The organism is Flavobacterium sp. MDT1-60 (genome assembly GCF_014844035.1).
Classification (GTDB): domain Bacteria; phylum Bacteroidota; class Bacteroidia; order Flavobacteriales; family Flavobacteriaceae; genus Flavobacterium.
Genome location: NZ_CP062159.1, coordinates 1,196,996 through 1,215,737 on the forward strand (window position 1 = coordinate 1,196,996; position 18,742 = coordinate 1,215,737).

The following is an 18,742-nucleotide window of genomic DNA, read 5'->3' on the forward strand; positions in this document are numbered from 1 at the left end:
ACATCCTAATAATCAAGAAAAATGAAATTAGATATTATAAAAAATCAGTGGCTTGATATCGTATTCGAAGGACGTAATAAGATATATGGTGCATATGAGTTAAGAAAATCGAACAGCAAAACTACGATAAAAGCGCTTATCATAGGTTCGATCATTTTTAGCTTTGCTGTAGCAGCTCCTCTTATTGCTAGCTTTTTACCAGATTCTGGTGAAGAAGATGTAGATAACAAGGTGAAGATTGCCACAGTAAAATTACCTCCTAAAAAAGAGGAAGTAAAACCGAATCAACCACCACCACCACCACCACCGCCAAAAGTGGATCAGGTGAAATTTACAAAACCGGTGGTTGCTAAGGCAGAAGAAGTTACTGAAGATCCTCCAAAAATTGAAGATCTTAAAGATAAAAAAGTAGGTTCTGAAACTATTAAAGGAGATCCGGATGCAGTTTTAACTGTAGATGAGCCAGTAGGTACCGGGACTGCTGCAGTAGTAGAAGAAGATAACCAGGTATACAACACGGCTGGTATCGAAGTAAAACCAGATTTCCCAGGAGGAATTGAGAAGTTCTACAAATTCGTAGGAAACAATTACAAGACTCCGGAAGAAGAAGGTTTAAAAGGTAAAGTTTATGTTACTTTTGTAGTTGAAAAAGACGGTTCATTAACCGACATTAAAGTTCTAAGGGATATCGGTTACGGTACAGGAGCAGAAGCAATTCGTGTTCTTAAAAAATGTCCAAGATGGACACCTGGTGAGCAAAATGGTAAAAAAGTTAGGGTACTTTACTCTCTTCCTATTACTATTCAATCTGCAGAATAATGTTAAAAGATATGCTTAATAATATTCAGAAGAAATCGCTCAAAGAGCGATTTCTTCTTGTTTTAGGAATACTGTTTTTTTTAATATATCTTGTGCTTGGTTTAATGATTATGTTTTGGAAGAAATTACCGTTAGACATGGAACCTAAATACAGATATGCTTTTGGTGGTTTGCTGATCGTTTATTCGGCAATCCGTTTTTTGAGATTAATTAATTCAAACGCAGAGTAAATATGTTAAAATATAGTAGAGTTTTTGGTTTGGTAGTTTTTGTTTTTTTGTTTGCCATGTGCAACCAAAAAAGCAAGAATGAATCAGATAAAGAGACAATTCTAAAAGGTTCTATTGATATTACGGTTGATGAAACTGTAAAGCCAATTGTAGATGATCAGGTTGCTGTTTTTGAAGGTACTTACTATGATGCAAAAATTACAGTTAAACCAAAATCTGAGGCAGAGGTTGTAAACGATTTATTAGACCAGAAGACTGAAGTTGTCGTTACAACAAGAAATTTGACTAAGGAAGAATTGCAAAGGTTTGAAAAAAGTAAGATTAAACCAAGGGTGACACCATTTGCGACTGATGCAATTGCTTTAATTTCAAATAAGAGCAATAATGATACGTTAATTGCGTTGAAAACTGTACTGGATTTGATGCAGGGTAAATCAGATGGAACAATTAAAGGGCTTGTTTTTGATAATCCAAATTCAAGTACAGTGAGGTACATGAAAGAACTGGCGAAAGTAAAAGAAATTCCTGCTAGTGGTGTTTTCTCTTTTAAAACCAATGAGGAAGTGATTAAGTTTGTTGCTGAGAATGATGGAATGATTGGGATAGTTGGTGTTAATTGGTTATCTCAGCCGTCTCCAAATATGATTGAAACAATTAAAAAAATTAACATTTTAAGTGTTAAAGGTTTAAAAGGGGATAAGTATTACGATCCAAGTCAAACTGATATTGCATTAAAGAAATATCCTTTGGCACGTGATTTGTATATTATCAATTGTCAGGGTTATTCTGGATTAGGAATGGGGTTTGCATCATTCATTGCAGGTGACATTGGACAGAGAATTGTATTAAAATCGGGATTAATGCCAGTCAGAACTCCGGGAAGAAAGCTTAAAATTAGAAATCAGATTATAAACGATAAAGAATAAATTAATTACAATAAAGATGAATAAATTTAAAATTTTTAGTCTTGCCTTAGTTGCTTCAGCTTCTGTTGCAAAAGCGCAAGATATAAACCAGGCCAAAAAGGCAATTGATGCTGAACAATTTGAGAAAGCTAAGTCTTTGCTGAAATCAATCATCAAAGCTAAACCTTCTGATGGAGAAGCTAATTTTGTATTGGGTAATATTTACCTTAATCAGGCTATTGTTGATTCTGCTAAAATTTATTACTTAAATGGTTTAGAAGCAGCTGATAAGAAAAACTTAAATTATATCGGTTTGGGTCAGTTAGATCTTGATTCAAAAAATACTGCTTCTGCTCAGGCAAATTTTGGTTTAGCTACAAAAGATATTAAGCGTAAAGATGTAAATGAATTTATTTACATTGGTAGAGCTTATATGAATTCTACAAATCCTGATTATACAAATGCTATTGCTAGTTTAAAGAAAGCTTTATTATTAGAGCCTCAAAACGCAACTGCACTTTTGGCAATTGGTGATGCTTATTACGGAGCAAATAATCAAAATGATGCATACAAAGCGTATCGTGACGCATTTACTGCTGATCCAACGCTTTTAAGAGCAAAAATGCAATTAGGTGTTTTGCTAAAAGGTGCTAAATCTTATGATGAAGCTATCAAATCTTTTAATGAAGTAATCTCTATAGATGCTAATTACGGACCAGTTTATAGAGAGTTGGCTGAAACTTATTACAAATGGGCTAGAAATAAACCTTCTACAAGACAGGTGAATTATCAAAAAGCAATTCAAAACTACGAGAAATATTTGAGTTTAACAGACTATTCTATGAACTCTAGAATGCGTCATGCCGATTTCTTGATTTTAGTTGAAGATTATAAGGCTCTTGAAAAAGAAGCTAACAAAATGATTGAGTTGGATAAAGTTAATCCTAGAATTTATAGATATTTAGGATATTCAGCTTATGAAAATGGAAATTATGATGTTGCAATTAAATCATTGGAGGATTATATGAAAGCACCTTCTAACAAAGTAATTGCAAAAGATAATTTATACTTAGGATTTGCTAAAATTAAAAAAGGAACTGATGCTGCTGGTGTAGTTGATCCTGCTGCTTTTGAGGCTGGTTTAGCTGAAATCAAAAAAGCAGTTGCTGTGGAGCCATTAGCTGTTGAAGATCTTGGAGATTTCGGTAAAGAATTGTTTGGTAAAAAACAATACAACCAGGCTGCTGCTATTTATGAATTGAGTACTACAAATACAGAGCAAAAAAATTATCTAAATGATAATGTATACTATGGTATCTCTCTTTACTATGCAAATGCAAATAAAGAAAAAACGGCTATGGATGCTGCTGGTTTAGCTAAAGCTGATGCTGCTTTTGATAGAGTATTAGTAGCTTCTCCAACTTATGATGAGGCTTACTTGTACAAAGGAAGAATCAATAACTTATTGGAAAAAGATGATTTAATTATCAAAAACTACCAGGAGTACATTACTAAAACAACTGCAAAAGGAGCTGAAGAATTAGCAAAACCTGCAACAGTTAAAAAAGTTGTGGAATCGTACAATTCAATTGGTGCTGCTTATGCTAACACTGACAAAGCAAAAGCTATTGAATATTTCAATAAAAGTTTGACTTTAGACCCAACTAATGCTTACGCAACTCAATCTGTGAAGGCTTTAAAATAAGAAAAGTTATTTTACTTAAATATAAAACCGATAGTTCAAGAAACTATCGGTTTTTTTTGTTCCGTATTTAATTGACTATCTTTGCACTTTAAAATAAAATAATGTTATCAAAAGAAATACAATTAGAAGTTAATAAAGGAGCGATGTTGCCTTTGATGGAAGAATTTTATACCATTCAGGGAGAAGGTTTCCATACTGGTACAGCTGCATATTTTATTAGAATTGGAGGTTGCGATGTGGGTTGCCACTGGTGTGATGTGAAGGAAAGTTGGAATGCTGAATTACATCCGCCAACAAGTGTTGATTTAATTGTAAAGAATGCTTCAAGTTATGCAGATACCGTTGTAATTACGGGAGGAGAGCCCTTAACTTGGGACATGAGTTTGTTAACCCAGCAATTAAAAGATAAAAATTTAAAAGTTCATATAGAAACTTCAGGTGCTTACCCGCTTTCAGGAACCTGGGATTGGATTTGTCTTTCACCAAAAAAGAATAAATTACCTACCCAGACTGTGTATGATAATGCACACGAGTTAAAAGTGATTATTTACAATAAACACGATTTTATCTTTGCAGAAGAGCAAGCAGAATTGGTAAACAATAATGCAATTTTATTTCTTCAGCCAGAATGGAGTAAAAAAGAAGAAATGACTCCGTTAATAGTGGATTATGTAATGAATAACCCAAAATGGAGAGTTTCACTTCAAACGCATAAATATTTGAATATTCCGTAAATAGAATAAAAAATCTCTTCAACTGAAGAGATTTTTTGTTTGCGGTAATTTGTATACGCTGTGTAAAAAAGAAACAATTTTGGTTATTTCCAGTTTTTATATTTTTTTAAATTGATAATGTGCGCCAAATGATGATTTCCATGCCAGGCATAAGTTCCGATAATTTGTTTAATTCGGTATTCAGAATTGTTTTCCGGATGAATAAATGATTTTTCTAAATCAGCATCTGATAAATTTTTCATTATAAAGGTTAATCGGTAATGTAATCCTTCCAGTAGATTTAATGTTGGTTGAATTGGCATTTTTAAATTATCTGGTAATTCAGACCATAAAGTTTCATCATAAGCTTTGATAACCGGATTATTTTCGGTCAAAGCCCATTTAATTCGAATGAAGCAATTCATATGACTTTCGGCACAATGATGGATCACTTGACGTACAGTCCATCCGTCTGGGCGATAAGGTGTGTCTAATTGTTCATCGTTTAAATGAAGAGTCTCTTTTTTTATTCTCTCAGGAAAAGATTCGATTTCAGCAATTTTATCTGAAATATATTCGGACGTGTAGGTTGCCGGTGCCTCAAATTTTCCAATGGGAAATTTTAATTTCTCTAAATCTGATTCTTTCATAATATTATAATGATGTTTTTATATTGAAAGTCTGGCTAAATAATCATAATGTTCCCCTTCTAAAATAAGCTCGCATTTGAGTCCGTTTGCAATAGCAGCGTTTTGTAATGTATTATAATCAAGATATAACCAATCAAATGGTTCTTCTTTTTCGTCTTTATAAGAAATATTGAATACTAGTTCGCCATAGTAATCATTATTAGACGGAATCCATTTTCCGCCGTCTTCATCCTCATCAAACATATAGATAATATCAGAGCTGTCTAATAAAATTTGACCACCAGGATTTAAAAGCGATTTAAGTTTTGATAAATACTTGTTGCAGTTGTCTAATTTTCCAAAAATCCCAACACCATTCATTAGTAATATGATGGTGTCAAATTTTTCTCCTTCAAAATCTAATATATTCTGAACTTTGGCATTGGTAACACCACGAAGTTTACAGGTTGCTATTGCTTTTTCTGAAATATCGATGGAAGTAACATCTAAATTACGATCATTGTGTAAAGACAAACTGTGACTTCCGGCTCCGCATCCTACATCAAGTATTTTTCCTGTAGCTAATTGAAGTGCTTTTTGTTCCAGTTTAGGCATCTCATTATAAGAACGAAATAGGTAATCGACACTCATTTCATCTTCTTCAGAAATTGAAGTTTCTGTTATTATGTTTTCAGGTGAATTATTGGTTTGAAAATCGTACATCGCTTTGCCAAAAAGATCTTTCATGGTAATTTAGTTCAAAGTTTAAGGTTTCAAGTTTAAAGTTGTTTAATTTTGCAGATCAACTTTAAATTTTAAACTTGAAACAAATTTTAAATAACTTAAATAAGTTAGCCAAAGATAAGCATATCGAAAACAAAAAGTATTTTGATAAGCTGAAAAAGAAGCAGCCGAAGAATTTGGATTACGTCATGCAGGATTTGCACGATGTTGAATTCAAAAAAACGGATTGTTTGCAATGCGCCAATTGTTGTAAAACAACCGGGCCGTTGTTTACTTTGGCTGATATTGAAAGGATTTCAAAATCTTTCAGACAAAAACCACAACAATTTATTGATCAATATCTTCGTATTGACGAAGACAAAGATTTTGTTCTAAAAAGTGTACCGTGTACTTTTCTGGATAATGAAAACTATTGTATGATTTATGACGTACGCCCAAAAGCTTGTAGAGAATTTCCTCATACAGATCGTAAAAAGTTTCATCAGATTGCCGATCTAACTTTAAAAAATGTAGCAATTTGTCCGGCAGCCTATAATATTGTCGAAGAAATGAAAAAGAAGCTTCCCCTTTAAAGAACCTAAATAATTTGTAATTGTTTTTTCGGACAATTCTTTTGTGCTTTTAAAAATGTATTTTTGAACAGTAGTGAAAACGCAAATAAAGGAATAATCATTAATCAGACATCATAAATTGAATCTAGAATATTTTATAGCCAAAAGACTTATTACTGCCAAAGATTATAAAAGCAGTATTTCGGCACCTATAATCAAAATCGCCATTTCGGCTATCGCTATTGGTATTATTATGATGTTGGTTTCGGTCGCAACCGGAATTGGTTTGCAGCAAAAAATACGCGACAAAGTTTCAGCTTTTAATGGTCAGGTTATTATTTCGAATTATGACAATAATAATTCTGAAGTAACATTAATCCCGATTTCTAAAAAACAAGATTTTTATCCCAATTTCAAGTCGGTTCCGGAAGTAAAACATATTCAGGCCATCGCAAGCAAAGCCGGAATCATTAGAACCGAAAATGCTTTTGAAGGAATTATTTTCAAAGGAGTTGGAGCAGATTACGATTGGAACAATATAAAAGAATATTTAGTAGAGGGTAGATTACCAGATTTTACCAAAGAACTAAATGAAGAAGTTATAATTTCGAGATTTCTTGCTGATCGCCTTAATTTAAAAGTAGGGGATCAATTCAATACTTTCTTTATTAAAGAAGAGCAGGGAAAAATGCCCAACAGTCGCCGATTTAAAATCACTGGAATTTTTAATTCAGGTTTTCAAAACTTTGATGCTACATATATAATAGGGGATATTCGTCATATTCAGAGAATAAATAAATGGACACCAGATCAAATAGGTGCTTTTGAAGTTTTTGTAAAAGACTTTAATAATATTAAAACAACTGGTGATCAAATTTACGATCAAACTTCATCAAATCTCGATACAAAAACAATAATCGAAAAATACAGCTACATTTTTGATTGGCTTCAACTTTTCGATTTTAATATAATCGTCATTCTTGCTGTTATGATATTAGTAGCGACTATTAATATGGTAGTAGCATTGTTAGTCCTTATTTTGGAACGCACTCAAATGATTGGGATTTTAAAAGCATTAGGCGCTAGTAATTGGACCGTACGCAAAATATTTTTGTATAATGCGTTTTACCTTATTGTAAGAGGGCTTTTCTGGGGAAACTTAATTGGTATTTCATTATTGCTAATTCAGCAGCAATTCGGAGTCATTCATCTAAATCCAGAAAATTATTATGTCAACGTAGCGCCAGTGTACATAAATTGGGGCTACATAATACTTCTGAATTTACTAACAGTTATGGTTTGTTTCTTGGTACTATTAATTCCATCCTATATCATAACCAGGATTTCGCCGGTTAAAGCAATTCGCTTCGATTAATTGGTGTTGGATAACAATTCAAACCCGACAGTTTTCCAAAAGCTGTCGGGTTTGTTTTTATACATATATATAAGGAGGAAATATTATTATAATATATAAGAGTAGTTTTATTAGGCTGAGCGTAGTGGAAGCTCTTGCAATTGGAATTTGGTATTCCGTTTATTGTAATTTTCAGGAGCTATTCCCGCTATCCGCTTCAATCTTTTGCTTTTTAAAGAAAAAAGCAAAAGGATTTGCACTACTATCGGGGCTAGGGGATTCGTTTTTAAAAGAAGCTAATCGTTTTCCGGAAGAAAAAAGAGGACTTTGCACCTTACCGGGTTTGCAAGAACCAGAAAAACACGGAAGAATCCAGCTTTGTGCCTTTTTTAAAAGCAGGCAAAGCCCAATAAAAAGGGAAAACCAAACTTTATTTCCTGGCGCCTTTGTGGCAAAAACCACGTAAAATCGCCCCAAACAGGCAAAACCCTGAAACAGGCAAAAAAACTTTGGATTATAAAAACCGCCATACCAGCTACTTATAAAAAAGATGGAAAATATATAATAAAAACCCTTGTAAATGTAAATAAAGGTGCTACTTTTGCACCCGCAACAACGACAGACGTTCACTGAAATACTGACAGGCATAGGAATAAAGATTGAAAAATTTTTTCAAAAAAAGATTTCAAAAAGCTTGTGAGATTTGAAAACGGATGTTACATTTGCACCCCGCAAAACAGGGAAAGTTCATTGATAGATTGGTAAGGTTATAGAGGAAAAAGGAAAGTAAATTTTCTTTAAAAAAAACTTCAAAAAACATTTGCCAGTTAGAAATAAGTTTTCTACTTTTGCACCCGCTTTGAGAGACAAGCGAAATTAAAAAGAAGACACGTTCGTAGACATATTGAATTGACAGCCGCTTTAACAGAGATGTTAGAGCAAAAGAATAAAGAGTAAGATAATCGAGAGATTAATTAAATGAACCGATAGAGACTGATTCGAATAATAATTAGCTTTAATTGATTAGAGCAAACAATATACGATGAAGAGTTTGATCCTGGCTCAGGATGAACGCTAGCGGCAGGCTTAACACATGCAAGTCGAGGGGTATTTATCTTCGGATAGAGAGACCGGCGCACGGGTGCGTAACGCGTATGCAATCTACCTTTTACAGAGGGATAGCCCAGAGAAATTTGGATTAATACCTCATAGTATAGCTGAATCGCATGATTCTACTATTAAAGTCACAACGGTAAAAGATGAGCATGCGTCCCATTAGCTAGTTGGTAAGGTAACGGCTTACCAAGGCTACGATGGGTAGGGGTCCTGAGAGGGAGATCCCCCACACTGGTACTGAGACACGGACCAGACTCCTACGGGAGGCAGCAGTGAGGAATATTGGACAATGGGCGCAAGCCTGATCCAGCCATGCCGCGTGCAGGATGACGGTCCTATGGATTGTAAACTGCTTTTATACGAGAAGAAACACTGCTTCGTGAAGCAGCTTGACGGTATCGTAAGAATAAGGATCGGCTAACTCCGTGCCAGCAGCCGCGGTAATACGGAGGATCCAAGCGTTATCCGGAATCATTGGGTTTAAAGGGTCCGTAGGCGGTTTAATAAGTCAGTGGTGAAAGCCCATCGCTCAACGGTGGAACGGCCATTGATACTGTTAAACTTGAATTATTAGGAAGTAACTAGAATATGTAGTGTAGCGGTGAAATGCTTAGAGATTACATGGAATACCAATTGCGAAGGCAGGTTACTACTAATGGATTGACGCTGATGGACGAAAGCGTGGGTAGCGAACAGGATTAGATACCCTGGTAGTCCACGCCGTAAACGATGGATACTAGCTGTTGGGAGCAATCTCAGTGGCTAAGCGAAAGTGATAAGTATCCCACCTGGGGAGTACGTTCGCAAGAATGAAACTCAAAGGAATTGACGGGGGCCCGCACAAGCGGTGGAGCATGTGGTTTAATTCGATGATACGCGAGGAACCTTACCAAGGCTTAAATGTAGATTGACCGGTTTGGAAACAGATCTTTCGCAAGACAATTTACAAGGTGCTGCATGGTTGTCGTCAGCTCGTGCCGTGAGGTGTCAGGTTAAGTCCTATAACGAGCGCAACCCCTGTTGTTAGTTGCCAGCGAGTCATGTCGGGAACTCTAACAAGACTGCCAGTGCAAACTGTGAGGAAGGTGGGGATGACGTCAAATCATCACGGCCCTTACGCCTTGGGCTACACACGTGCTACAATGGCCGGTACAGAGAGCAGCCACTGGGCGACCAGGAGCGAATCTATAAAACCGGTCACAGTTCGGATCGGAGTCTGCAACTCGACTCCGTGAAGCTGGAATCGCTAGTAATCGGATATCAGCCATGATCCGGTGAATACGTTCCCGGGCCTTGTACACACCGCCCGTCAAGCCATGGAAGCTGGGGGTGCCTGAAGTCGGTGACCGCAAGGAGCTGCCTAGGGTAAAACTGGTAACTAGGGCTAAGTCGTAACAAGGTAGCCGTACCGGAAGGTGCGGCTGGAACACCTCCTTTCTAGAGCCCCAATTGTTAGTGCTTGCACACGATGGGGAAAAAAGAAGAAGCTCTATAGGATTATAATTTTAAGACTATTTTACTCTTGCTGTTAGTTCAAATAATAAATTTTAAGAATAAGAGTGTCTCGTAGCTCAGCTGGTTAGAGTACTACACTGATAATGTAGGGGTCGACAGTTCGAGTCTGTCCGAGACAACTATTTTAGTCTTAAAAAAAAGGAAATTTTAGAGGTTGAGTAACCGTTTTAAGTACTGTTAACTGAAAACTGTTAACTGACAACTAAAAAATGGGGGATTAGCTCAGCTGGCTAGAGCGCCTGCCTTGCACGCAGGAGGTCAACGGTTCGACTCCGTTATTCTCCACGATTTTAGTCCTAAAGTCTAAAGTTATAAAGTCCAAAGTGATTCACTTGACGACTTTCGACTTTTGACCTTCGACTAAATAAAGTTCATTGACATATTGAGATAAGAAAATAATAAAAAGTAGAAAGCGTTTTTTACAATTTATTGTAGAAAACAAAAAAAAAACGGTCGTAATTTATTTTATGATTGGTACAATAAGCAAAATAAGGGCGTATGGGGGATGCCTAGGCTCTCAGAGGCGATGAAAGGCGTGATAAGCTGCGAAAAGCTACGGGGACGGGCACACACCGATTGATCCGTAGATACCTGAATGGGGCAACCCACTATGTTGAAGACATAGTACACCGATAGGTGGGCAAACCCGCTGAACTGAAACATCTAAGTAGGCGGAGGAGAAGAAAACAAAAGTGATTCCGTAAGTAGTGGCGAGCGAACGCGGATTAGCCCAAACCAGTGTTGTTACGGCAATGCTGGGGTTGTAGGACCACGACATTTTATGCACAAGGAACCGGAAGTTACTGGAAAGTGACACCAAAGAGGGTGATAGTCCCGTATGGGTAACAAGTGTAATAGATAGTGGTATCCTGAGTAGGGCGGGGCACGTGAAACCCTGTCTGAATTTGGCGGGACCATCCGCTAAGGCTAAATACTCCTGAGAGACCGATAGTGAACCAGTACCGTGAGGGAAAGGTGAAAAGAACCGTGAATAACGGAGTGAAATAGATCCTGAAACCATACGCTTACAAGCGGTCGGAGCCCTTTCGTGGGGTGACGGCGTGCCTTTTGCATAATGAGCCTACGAGTTAACGTTGCTGGCAAGGTTAAGTGGTTAAGCCACGGATCCGTAGCGAAAGCGAGTCTGAATAGGGCGCTTTAGTCAGTAGTGTTAGACGCGAAACCGTGTGATCTACCCATGGGCAGGATGAAGCTGTGGTAACACACAGTGGAGGTCCGAACCGGTTGACGTTGAAAAGTCTTCGGATGACCTGTGGGTAGGGGTGAAAGGCCAATCAAACTCGGAAATAGCTCGTACTCCCCGAAATGCATTTAGGTGCAGCGCTGAATTAAGTTATATAGAGGTAGAGCTACTGATTGGATGCGGGGGCTTCACCGCCTACCAATTCCTGACAAACTCCGAATGCTATATAATGTTTCTCAGCAGTGAGGGCTTGGGTGCTAAGGTCCAAGTCCGAGAGGGAAAGAACCCAGACCATCAGCTAAGGTCCCCAAATATACGCTAAGTTGAAAGAACGAGGTTTGTCTGCCCAGACAGCTAGGATGTTGGCTTGGAAGCAGCCATTCATTTAAAGAGTGCGTAACAGCTCACTAGTCGAGCGGACGAGCATGGATAATAATCGGGCATAAGCGTATTACCGAAGCTATGGATTTACAGGTAACTGTAAGTGGTAGGGGAGCATTCTAACAGGGTTGAAGGTGTATCGTAAGGTATGCTGGACTGGTTAGAAAAGAAAATGTAGGCATAAGTAACGATAATGCGGGCGAGAAACCCGCACACCGAAAAACTAAGGTTTCCACAGCTATGCTAATCAGCTGTGGGTTAGTCTGGTCCTAAGGCGAACCCGAAAGGGACAGTCGATGGCTAACGGGTTAATATTCCCGTACTACTAATTACTGTGATGGGGTGACGGAGTGATGAAAGCGCCGCGAACTGACGGAATAGTTCGTTGAAGTACCTACCTATAAGATGCGCAGGCAAATCCACGCGTCTTGGGGAAATACGATAGTACTCGGAGTCTTCGGACAAAGAGATAGTGCGCCTAAGGGCTTCCAAGAAAAACCTCTAAACTTCAGGTAATTAGTACCAGTACCGTAAACCGACACAGGTAGTTGAGGAGAGAATCCTAAGGTGCTCGAGAGATTCATGGCTAAGGAATTAGGCAAAATAGACCCGTAACTTCGGGAGAAGGGTCGCCCTGTAGCAATACAGGGCCGCAGTGAAGAGGTCCAGGCGACTGTTTATCAAAAACACAGGGCTCTGCAAAATCGTAAGATGAAGTATAGGGCCTGACACCTGCCCGGTGCTGGAAGGTTAAGAGGAGATGTTATCTTCGGAGAAGCATTGAATTGAAGCCCCAGTAAACGGCGGCCGTAACTATAACGGTCCTAAGGTAGCGAAATTCCTTGTCGGGTAAGTTCCGACCTGCACGAATGGTGTAACGATCTGGACACTGTCTCAGCCATGAGCTCGGTGAAATTGTAGTAACGGTGAAGATGCCGTTTACCCGCAGTGGGACGAAAAGACCCTGTGCACCTTTACTATAGCTTAGTATTGACCTTGGATAAATGATGTGTAGGATAGGTTGGAGACTGTGAAGTGGCGTCGCCAGGCGTTGTGGAGTCATTGTTGAAATACAACCCTTTGTTTATCTGAGGCCTAACCCCGTTTTGCGGGGGACATTGCTTGGTGGGTAGTTTGACTGGGGTGGTCGCCTCCAAAAGAGTAACGGAGGCTTCTAAAGGTTCCCTCAGTACGCTTGGTAACCGTGCGTAGAGTGCAATGGCATAAGGGAGCTTGACTGAGAGACATACAGGTCGATCAGGTACGAAAGTAGAGCATAGTGATCCGGTGGTTCCGCATGGAAGGGCCATCGCTCAAAGGATAAAAGGTACGCCGGGGATAACAGGCTGATCTCCCCCAAGAGCTCATATCGACGGGGGGGTTTGGCACCTCGATGTCGGCTCGTCACATCCTGGGGCTGGAGAAGGTCCCAAGGGTTGGGCTGTTCGCCCATTAAAGTGGCACGCGAGCTGGGTTCAGAACGTCGTGAGACAGTTCGGTCTCTATCTACTGTGGGCGTTAGAAATTTGAGTGGATCTGATTCTAGTACGAGAGGACCGAATTGGACAAACCTCTAGTGTATCTGTTGTCCCGCCAGGGGCACCGCAGAGTAGCTACGTTTGGAAGGGATAAGCGCTGAAAGCATATAAGCGCGAAACCCACCACAAGATGAGATTTCTTTTAAGGATCGTGGAAGATGACCACGTTGATAGGCTATAGATGTAAAGGCAGTAATGTCATAGTCGAGTAGTACTAATAATCCGTAAGCTTATGTACACCCTTTTCTCTCCCGTCCAAAAGACGGGGGAGAAGAAACTTTCTAATAAATAAAAAACTTTCTTTATCTCAGTATGTTAAGATATTTGCTCGACGCAGAGCAGTCTTTAAGTCGAAAGATTAAAGTCCAAAGTCGAAAGACTTTACAACTTTATGACTTTGGACTTTAGACTAACAACCTTAAGGTGGTTATTGCGGCGGGGCTCACCTCTTCCCATCCCGAACAGAGTAGTTAAGCCCGCCTGCGCAGATGGTACTGCAGTTATGTGGGAGAGTATGTCGTCGCCTTTCTTTTAAAGATCCTCATCATTTATTTGATGGGGATTTTTTTGTTTGCAATACTTTGTGTTTTTTACCGCAAAGAGCGCAAAGGGGATCATGGATCATGCGCAAAAGTTGGGATCAAGAACAAATCTTGGGGATGAAATGTCAAAATAAAATAAGAGATTTGCAATCTAAGAATTTTTTATCCGGTGTGTTTATTACTGTGTGTATAAGGTTCGCAAAGGCTTTTCGTGGTGAACTTTGCGTAATCCCTTGCGCTCTTTGTGGTTAAATAGCAGTTGCGGTATCAAATTTCTTATGAAAGTTAAACTAAGCCTCGATACTTTGGATTGGAATTTGGGATTTAAAAGTTGGAATTTCTTCTGAAAACTGGATTTCTTGTTCACCGTTACTTATATAAAGTTTAGCTAATAAAAAAATCCTCACTAATAGGTAAGGATTCGGTTCGTATTTCTTATCTACTGAAAATATATATTGGAGATGATCCTTTATAATTTCGAATTTACCTTGTTTTTTTTAGTTAAAAACCCTTTTTAAAAACGGAATTTGCATTCTTTGCTTTTTTTGAAGGCAATATAATTTTACACTTATCATTTTCAATAGTCGGATTCCAGTCTCCTTCAAGATTATTAGCAGTTGTTGTGTTGGCTACAAATATCTTTTCTTTTGTATATTCTAAAGCTTTCGTTTCGTTTAATTGGTGTGACCAGGCAATACGATTATTTGGTTTGTAACCTGGACCGTAACAATTGTATTCGGCATAAAAAGTAGTTTTCCAATTGTTGAATGCTTTGTGTTCCGGATCTTTTGACCATACAGACCAACCTTCAGGTATAATATGTGATTCTTCAAAGCAATTAATAAAAACTACATTAGCACCTGTACCCCACGGTCTTCCTAAAGAAACTTTTGTGGCATCCTCTTTAGGATTTGCCATTATAACACAATCTTTAAAGACAAAACCGTATTTGTTTTTTCCGACATCCTGATTACTCGCCGTGATATAGGAATCTCTTTTACTTTGAATAAAACAGTTTTCAAATAGGGCAATGGCTGAACCAAAAATAAAATCTGTTGTGCCGTCAATAATACAATCTTTTATGTAGGTTCTCTTATTTGCTTTAAGATAAAAAGTGTCCTGAAAACCGCTTATTTTGCAATTGTGAAATATAGTTCTGTCACCATTAACCATTAAGGCTACTGCCTGACCTCCTTTTTTATATTGAGGTAAATTGCTGTCTATTGTGTTTTCGAAAGTGATATTCTCTGCATAGAAATCATCTGCTTCAATCAGCGTACTAAATGATTTGCTTGTACCACCAGCTATTTCAGCGTAATCATCATAAGTCAGGATTGTGTTTTTATAAGATTCTCCAATTAAGGTTACATTTTTCTTGGAAGAAATGAGCTTCAATTTTTCTTTATAGATTCCTGCCTTTACAAAAATTATAGTTCTTTTTGAATTATCAGGAACTGCATCAAATGCATCTTGTACTTTAGTGAAATTTCCGCTTCCATCTTTAGCTACAATGATGTCATAAGCAGTTTTACTTTTTTGAGCAAAAAATGTGCTGCTATGCGCAAGTACTAATAAAAGAATTAGAAACGTCTTTTTCATCTGAAATTTGATTTAAAATGGAATTACCAAGGTGTTCATCAATTAAGAAAAACATCTTGGTAATTTATGAAAAAATGAAAATTAATTATGCTGCAACCTGAGTTTTTACTTTATGTCCGAAAACTCCAAATGAAAGAATAATAATAAAACAAACTAACGGAATAATATATCCAGATTGAATATCGTCATGATTCATATCAATTAAAGTTCCCATTCCGTATGGTAAAATTGCTCCACCCACAATGGACATTACTAACCAGGATGAACCAGTTTCAGTATTCGATTTTAGTTCAACAAGTCCTAATGAAAAAATAGTTGGAAACATGATTGACATAAAGAATCCGATTCCGCCAAGTGCATAAATAACATAAATTCCAGTTCCGTAAATGGCTACTAAACAAAGAAAAATACTTATTATACAATAGATAGAAAGTAAAACATAATCTTTAACGAATTTCAAAAAGAAAGTTCCGATAAAACGCCCGGCCATAAATAGGAAACCATAGATACCAAGATAATATCCAGCCGTTTTTTCATCTAATCCAGCTCCTTGTTGTGCAATTCTGATAAAGAAACTTGTAATGCAAACTTGTGCTCCAACATAAAAAAACTGTGCTACAACTGCCCAGCTTAAATGAGAGAATTTCAAAACCGAGAAAAATCCAGGCTTAACTTCAACTTCAGTATGCTGTGGTTTCATAGCTGGTAAATGCATGAAATAGAATAAGATAGCGACTAAAACCAACACGCTTCCTAGAATAATATAAGGTAATTTTACAGACGAAGCTTCTTCTAATAGATAGGCTGATTTTGTAGCATCAGGCATTGCTGCCATTTGTTCTGGTGTAAGTGTTTTTCCGGATAAGATAAATAGAGAACCAACAATTGGTGCTACCATGGCGGCTAAACCGTTAAATGAAGCAGCTAAATTTAATCTTTTTGATGATGACTCTGCTGGTCCCAGAATTGCTGCATAAGGATTTGCGCTGGTTTCTAAAATAGTTAAACCACATCCGATTACAAATAAAGCAAATAAAAATAATTCGTAAGTTCTGGTATTTGCAGCGGGAACGAATAAAAAAGCTCCAGTCGCAAAAACGAGTAAACCAGTAATAATACTGTTTTTATAACCAAAGCGCTTAATTAGCATTCCAGCTGGAATGGCCATAATAAAATAAGCGAAAAAGACCGATGTATCAATTAACGTCGATTGACGGTTGTTTAATTCACATGCTTTTTTTAAGTGCGGAATTAAAATAGAATCCAGATTGTGTGCCATTCCCCAAAGGAAAAATAAGCTGGTAATTAAAATAAAAGGCAAAAGATATTGTGTTCCTGTTCCTTTTTCTGTAGCGACTTCATGTTGATCGCCAGTTTGATTGGTTATTTGCATTGGTTAGATAGTTTTTGTTAAAGGTTCAAAGATGCAAAGGTTCAAAGGCTTAGAGATAAAGTTAATTCTAGGTGACCAACTTTGTTCCTTTGTTACTTTGAACCTTTGTACCTCAAATTAAAGATTCTTTTTAACTAATAGTAAGTGATCGCATACCAGAACGACTTCACCTCTTTGATTGATAATTTCGACGTGCTCCGTTACGGTACCCATATCTGGTTTTTTGGCTTCACCTTTTTCAGAAATCGTAATTTCAGAATGAATGGTGTCGCCAATATGTACCGGTTTTACAAATCGCATACGATCGTAGCCTTTAGAAAAAGCTTCCGGATTGATTTCTGATGCTGTAAGACCGATTCCTATACTGAAAACCATAGTTCCGTGTGCGATGCGTTGTCCAAAAGGCTGCGTTTTGCACCATTCTTCATCCATATGATGTGGGAAAAAATCTCCTGTGTGTCCTGCATGAACTACAAAATCGGTTTCAGTAATAGTTCTGCCAAAAGTGACGCGTTTGTCGCCAATTTGGTAATCTTCAAAAAATGTTGATTTGAAATACATAGTTTTTTTTTTTTTTTTTTCACCGTATAAGTTATATAAGTTCATTCAATACTTTGAGTGAAGCTTAACAGAGCTTATTTAAATTTTATGGCTTATTTTTTACTTCTTATATGATTTTATTTTTTTCTGCGCAAACTGAGTTAAATGAACTTATATCACTTATATGGTAAAAAAATCATAATTCGTTTAGTGAAACTCCTCCGCTTTTGTTGCTTATGTAGCAGGCTTCGACTACTTTCATGGTATCTAAAACATCTTGGACGCTTGCTAGTAATTTAGAGTCAGAGCCTTCTTTGAAACGCATTAAGTTTGACATTGTTCCGATGAATGCTTCAGGAAACCAGGAACCTTCCAATTCTATCTTTTCCCATTCATATTCACCATTTTCATTTACTACTGAATATTCAAATTCGTCTGGTAATCCATCAGGATAATTCATTAATAAGCCCATTTTTGCTTTAATGGCGCCTTTTGTTCCTTCCCATTTAATATAACTTTCTTCGTGTTTTGGTCCAAAATGATGATCATGATTGGTATTAATCACCACATGTTTGTCTTCTCCGTAATCTAAAATAATTGTAGATCGGCTTGAGGATAATTTTTTTAGGGGATGTTTTGCCGTTTTTGCCATCACACTATTTGGATTTCCTAAAAAGGAACGGATGCAATCGATATAGTGAACACTATGAAAAAGAATTTCCAATCTTGGGTGTTCCTTAATCAGAGGAAATAATTCCCATGGTGTATTTACGGTAACTTTAAATTCCAAATCATACAAGTCACCAATAATTCCTTCAGTGATTAAATGTCTGGCAGCACTTACAAAAGAGGCGAAACGTAATTGAAAATTAATTCCGGCAACCAACTTTTTTCTTTCACAAACGGCTACAATTTCGCGAGCTTGCGCCAAATCATTTCCCATTGGTTTCTGAATAAGTACAGCTGCGCCATCCGGAAGTTGCTCTAGAATTTCAATATATTGATCTGGAAGAACGGTAATATCATAAACAGCATTTGAAGGAGCATGTTGCACAGCATCGGCAACATTTTCAAAAACATGTGTAATTTTAAATTGCTTTGCCAAATCATGCGCTTTCGAAATCGTTCTGTTTGTAATACCAAAAACAGTAAAACCAGCCATTTCATAAGCAGGCAAATGTGCATCTTTTACAATACCACTTGCGCCAATAATGATAATGGGTTGATTTGTTTCCGGTAATTTAGGTTTATAGGGAATATTCAT

Annotated in this window: 14 protein-coding genes, 2 tRNA genes and 3 rRNA genes; 12 read left to right on the forward strand and 7 right to left on the reverse strand. The window is 37.4% G+C overall.

Translation table 11 applies throughout. The features are described from left to right. The first annotated feature begins 21 nt into the window (after positions 1 to 21). The 5 genes from IHE43_RS04980 (at position 22) to IHE43_RS04995 (ending at position 4,393) form a co-directional block, all read left to right on the forward strand. Positions 22 to 819 carry an energy transducer TonB gene (locus IHE43_RS04980; RefSeq protein WP_192186953.1) on the forward strand — a complete coding sequence of 266 codons (798 nt, stop codon included), beginning with the start codon at positions 22 to 24 and terminating at the stop codon, positions 817 to 819. Beyond that, entirely contained in the window at positions 819 to 1,049 is a 231-nt protein-coding gene (locus IHE43_RS23465; protein ID WP_026983456.1) for a hypothetical protein, read from the forward strand. Before IHE43_RS04980 ends, IHE43_RS23465 begins: the two co-directional genes overlap by 1 nt. A gap of 2 nt (positions 1,050 to 1,051) precedes the next feature. After that, complete coding sequence (locus tag IHE43_RS04985; RefSeq protein ID WP_192186954.1) at positions 1,052 to 1,975, forward strand: PstS family phosphate ABC transporter substrate-binding protein; 924 nt, start codon at positions 1,052 to 1,054, stop codon at positions 1,973 to 1,975. A 16-nt stretch (positions 1,976 to 1,991) separates the two neighbouring features. Beyond that, the gene (locus IHE43_RS04990; protein WP_192186955.1) at positions 1,992 to 3,659 is read left to right on the forward strand and encodes a tetratricopeptide repeat protein; all 1,668 of its coding nucleotides are present in this window, start codon (positions 1,992 to 1,994) and stop codon (positions 3,657 to 3,659) included. Between the two features lie 101 nt (positions 3,660 to 3,760). Continuing rightward, the gene (locus tag IHE43_RS04995; protein WP_192186956.1) at positions 3,761 to 4,393 is read left to right on the forward strand and encodes a 7-carboxy-7-deazaguanine synthase QueE; all 633 of its coding nucleotides are present in this window, start codon (positions 3,761 to 3,763) and stop codon (positions 4,391 to 4,393) included. 83 nt (positions 4,394 to 4,476) lie between these two features. Here IHE43_RS04995 and IHE43_RS05000 read toward each other — a convergent pair whose 3' ends face one another. Together IHE43_RS05000 and IHE43_RS05005 are read right to left on the reverse strand one after the other, a co-directional pair. After that, a complete protein-coding gene (locus tag IHE43_RS05000) occupies positions 4,477 to 5,022 on the reverse strand; it encodes a YfiT family bacillithiol transferase (RefSeq protein ID WP_192186957.1) in 546 nt (181 codons plus the stop codon). A gap of 18 nt (positions 5,023 to 5,040) precedes the next feature. Beyond that, positions 5,041 to 5,748 (reverse strand): bifunctional 2-polyprenyl-6-hydroxyphenol methylase/3-demethylubiquinol 3-O-methyltransferase UbiG, encoded by a 708-nt coding sequence (locus IHE43_RS05005; protein WP_192186958.1) that lies wholly within the window; start codon positions 5,746 to 5,748, stop codon positions 5,041 to 5,043. A 74-nt stretch (positions 5,749 to 5,822) separates the two neighbouring features. Between IHE43_RS05005 and IHE43_RS05010 the strand changes: the two genes are divergently transcribed. Both IHE43_RS05010 and IHE43_RS05015 read left to right on the forward strand, forming a co-directional pair. After that, a complete protein-coding gene (locus IHE43_RS05010; RefSeq protein ID WP_192186959.1) occupies positions 5,823 to 6,317 on the forward strand; it encodes a YkgJ family cysteine cluster protein in 495 nt (164 codons plus the stop codon). Positions 6,318 to 6,435: 118 nt separating this feature from the next. After that, positions 6,436 to 7,671 (forward strand): ABC transporter permease, encoded by a 1,236-nt coding sequence (locus tag IHE43_RS05015; protein WP_192186960.1) that lies wholly within the window; start codon positions 6,436 to 6,438, stop codon positions 7,669 to 7,671. 171 nt (positions 7,672 to 7,842) lie between these two features. On the opposite strand, the gene IHE43_RS05020 is transcribed toward IHE43_RS05015, so the two are convergent. After that, positions 7,843 to 8,298, reverse strand: a complete 456-nt coding sequence (locus IHE43_RS05020) for a hypothetical protein (RefSeq protein WP_192186961.1) — start codon at positions 8,296 to 8,298, stop codon at positions 7,843 to 7,845. Between the two features lie 391 nt (positions 8,299 to 8,689). Between IHE43_RS05020 and IHE43_RS05025 the strand changes: the two genes are divergently transcribed. From IHE43_RS05025 to rrf, 5 genes are all read left to right on the forward strand, one after another. Next, positions 8,690 to 10,203 (forward strand): 16S ribosomal RNA (locus IHE43_RS05025). Positions 10,204 to 10,326: 123 nt separating this feature from the next. Then, positions 10,327 to 10,400 (forward strand) — tRNA-Ile (locus tag IHE43_RS05030). A 92-nt stretch (positions 10,401 to 10,492) separates the two neighbouring features. Further along, positions 10,493 to 10,566: transfer RNA gene (locus tag IHE43_RS05035), tRNA-Ala, on the forward strand. Positions 10,567 to 10,758: 192 nt separating this feature from the next. Next, positions 10,759 to 13,642, forward strand: a 23S ribosomal RNA gene (locus IHE43_RS05040). Positions 13,643 to 13,823: 181 nt separating this feature from the next. Next, positions 13,824 to 13,933: ribosomal RNA gene (rrf, locus tag IHE43_RS05045) — 5S ribosomal RNA — on the forward strand. The 16S, 23S and 5S rRNA genes sit together here with 2 tRNA genes alongside, the layout of an rRNA operon. 514 nt (positions 13,934 to 14,447) lie before the next feature. On the opposite strand, the gene IHE43_RS05050 is transcribed toward rrf, so the two are convergent. From IHE43_RS05050 to IHE43_RS05065, 4 genes are all read right to left on the reverse strand, one after another. After that, positions 14,448 to 15,545, reverse strand: a complete 1,098-nt coding sequence (locus IHE43_RS05050; protein WP_192186962.1) for a pectinesterase family protein — start codon at positions 15,543 to 15,545, stop codon at positions 14,448 to 14,450. An 85-nt stretch (positions 15,546 to 15,630) separates the two neighbouring features. Next, positions 15,631 to 16,938 carry an L-fucose:H+ symporter permease gene (gene fucP / locus IHE43_RS05055; protein WP_192186963.1) on the reverse strand — a complete coding sequence of 436 codons (1,308 nt, stop codon included), beginning with the start codon at positions 16,936 to 16,938 and terminating at the stop codon, positions 15,631 to 15,633. A gap of 117 nt (positions 16,939 to 17,055) precedes the next feature. Continuing rightward, the gene (locus IHE43_RS05060; RefSeq protein ID WP_026983107.1) at positions 17,056 to 17,499 is read right to left on the reverse strand and encodes a MaoC/PaaZ C-terminal domain-containing protein; all 444 of its coding nucleotides are present in this window, start codon (positions 17,497 to 17,499) and stop codon (positions 17,056 to 17,058) included. 175 nt (positions 17,500 to 17,674) lie between these two features. Beyond that, a complete protein-coding gene (locus IHE43_RS05065) occupies positions 17,675 to 18,742 on the reverse strand; it encodes a Gfo/Idh/MocA family protein (protein WP_192186964.1) in 1,068 nt (355 codons plus the stop codon).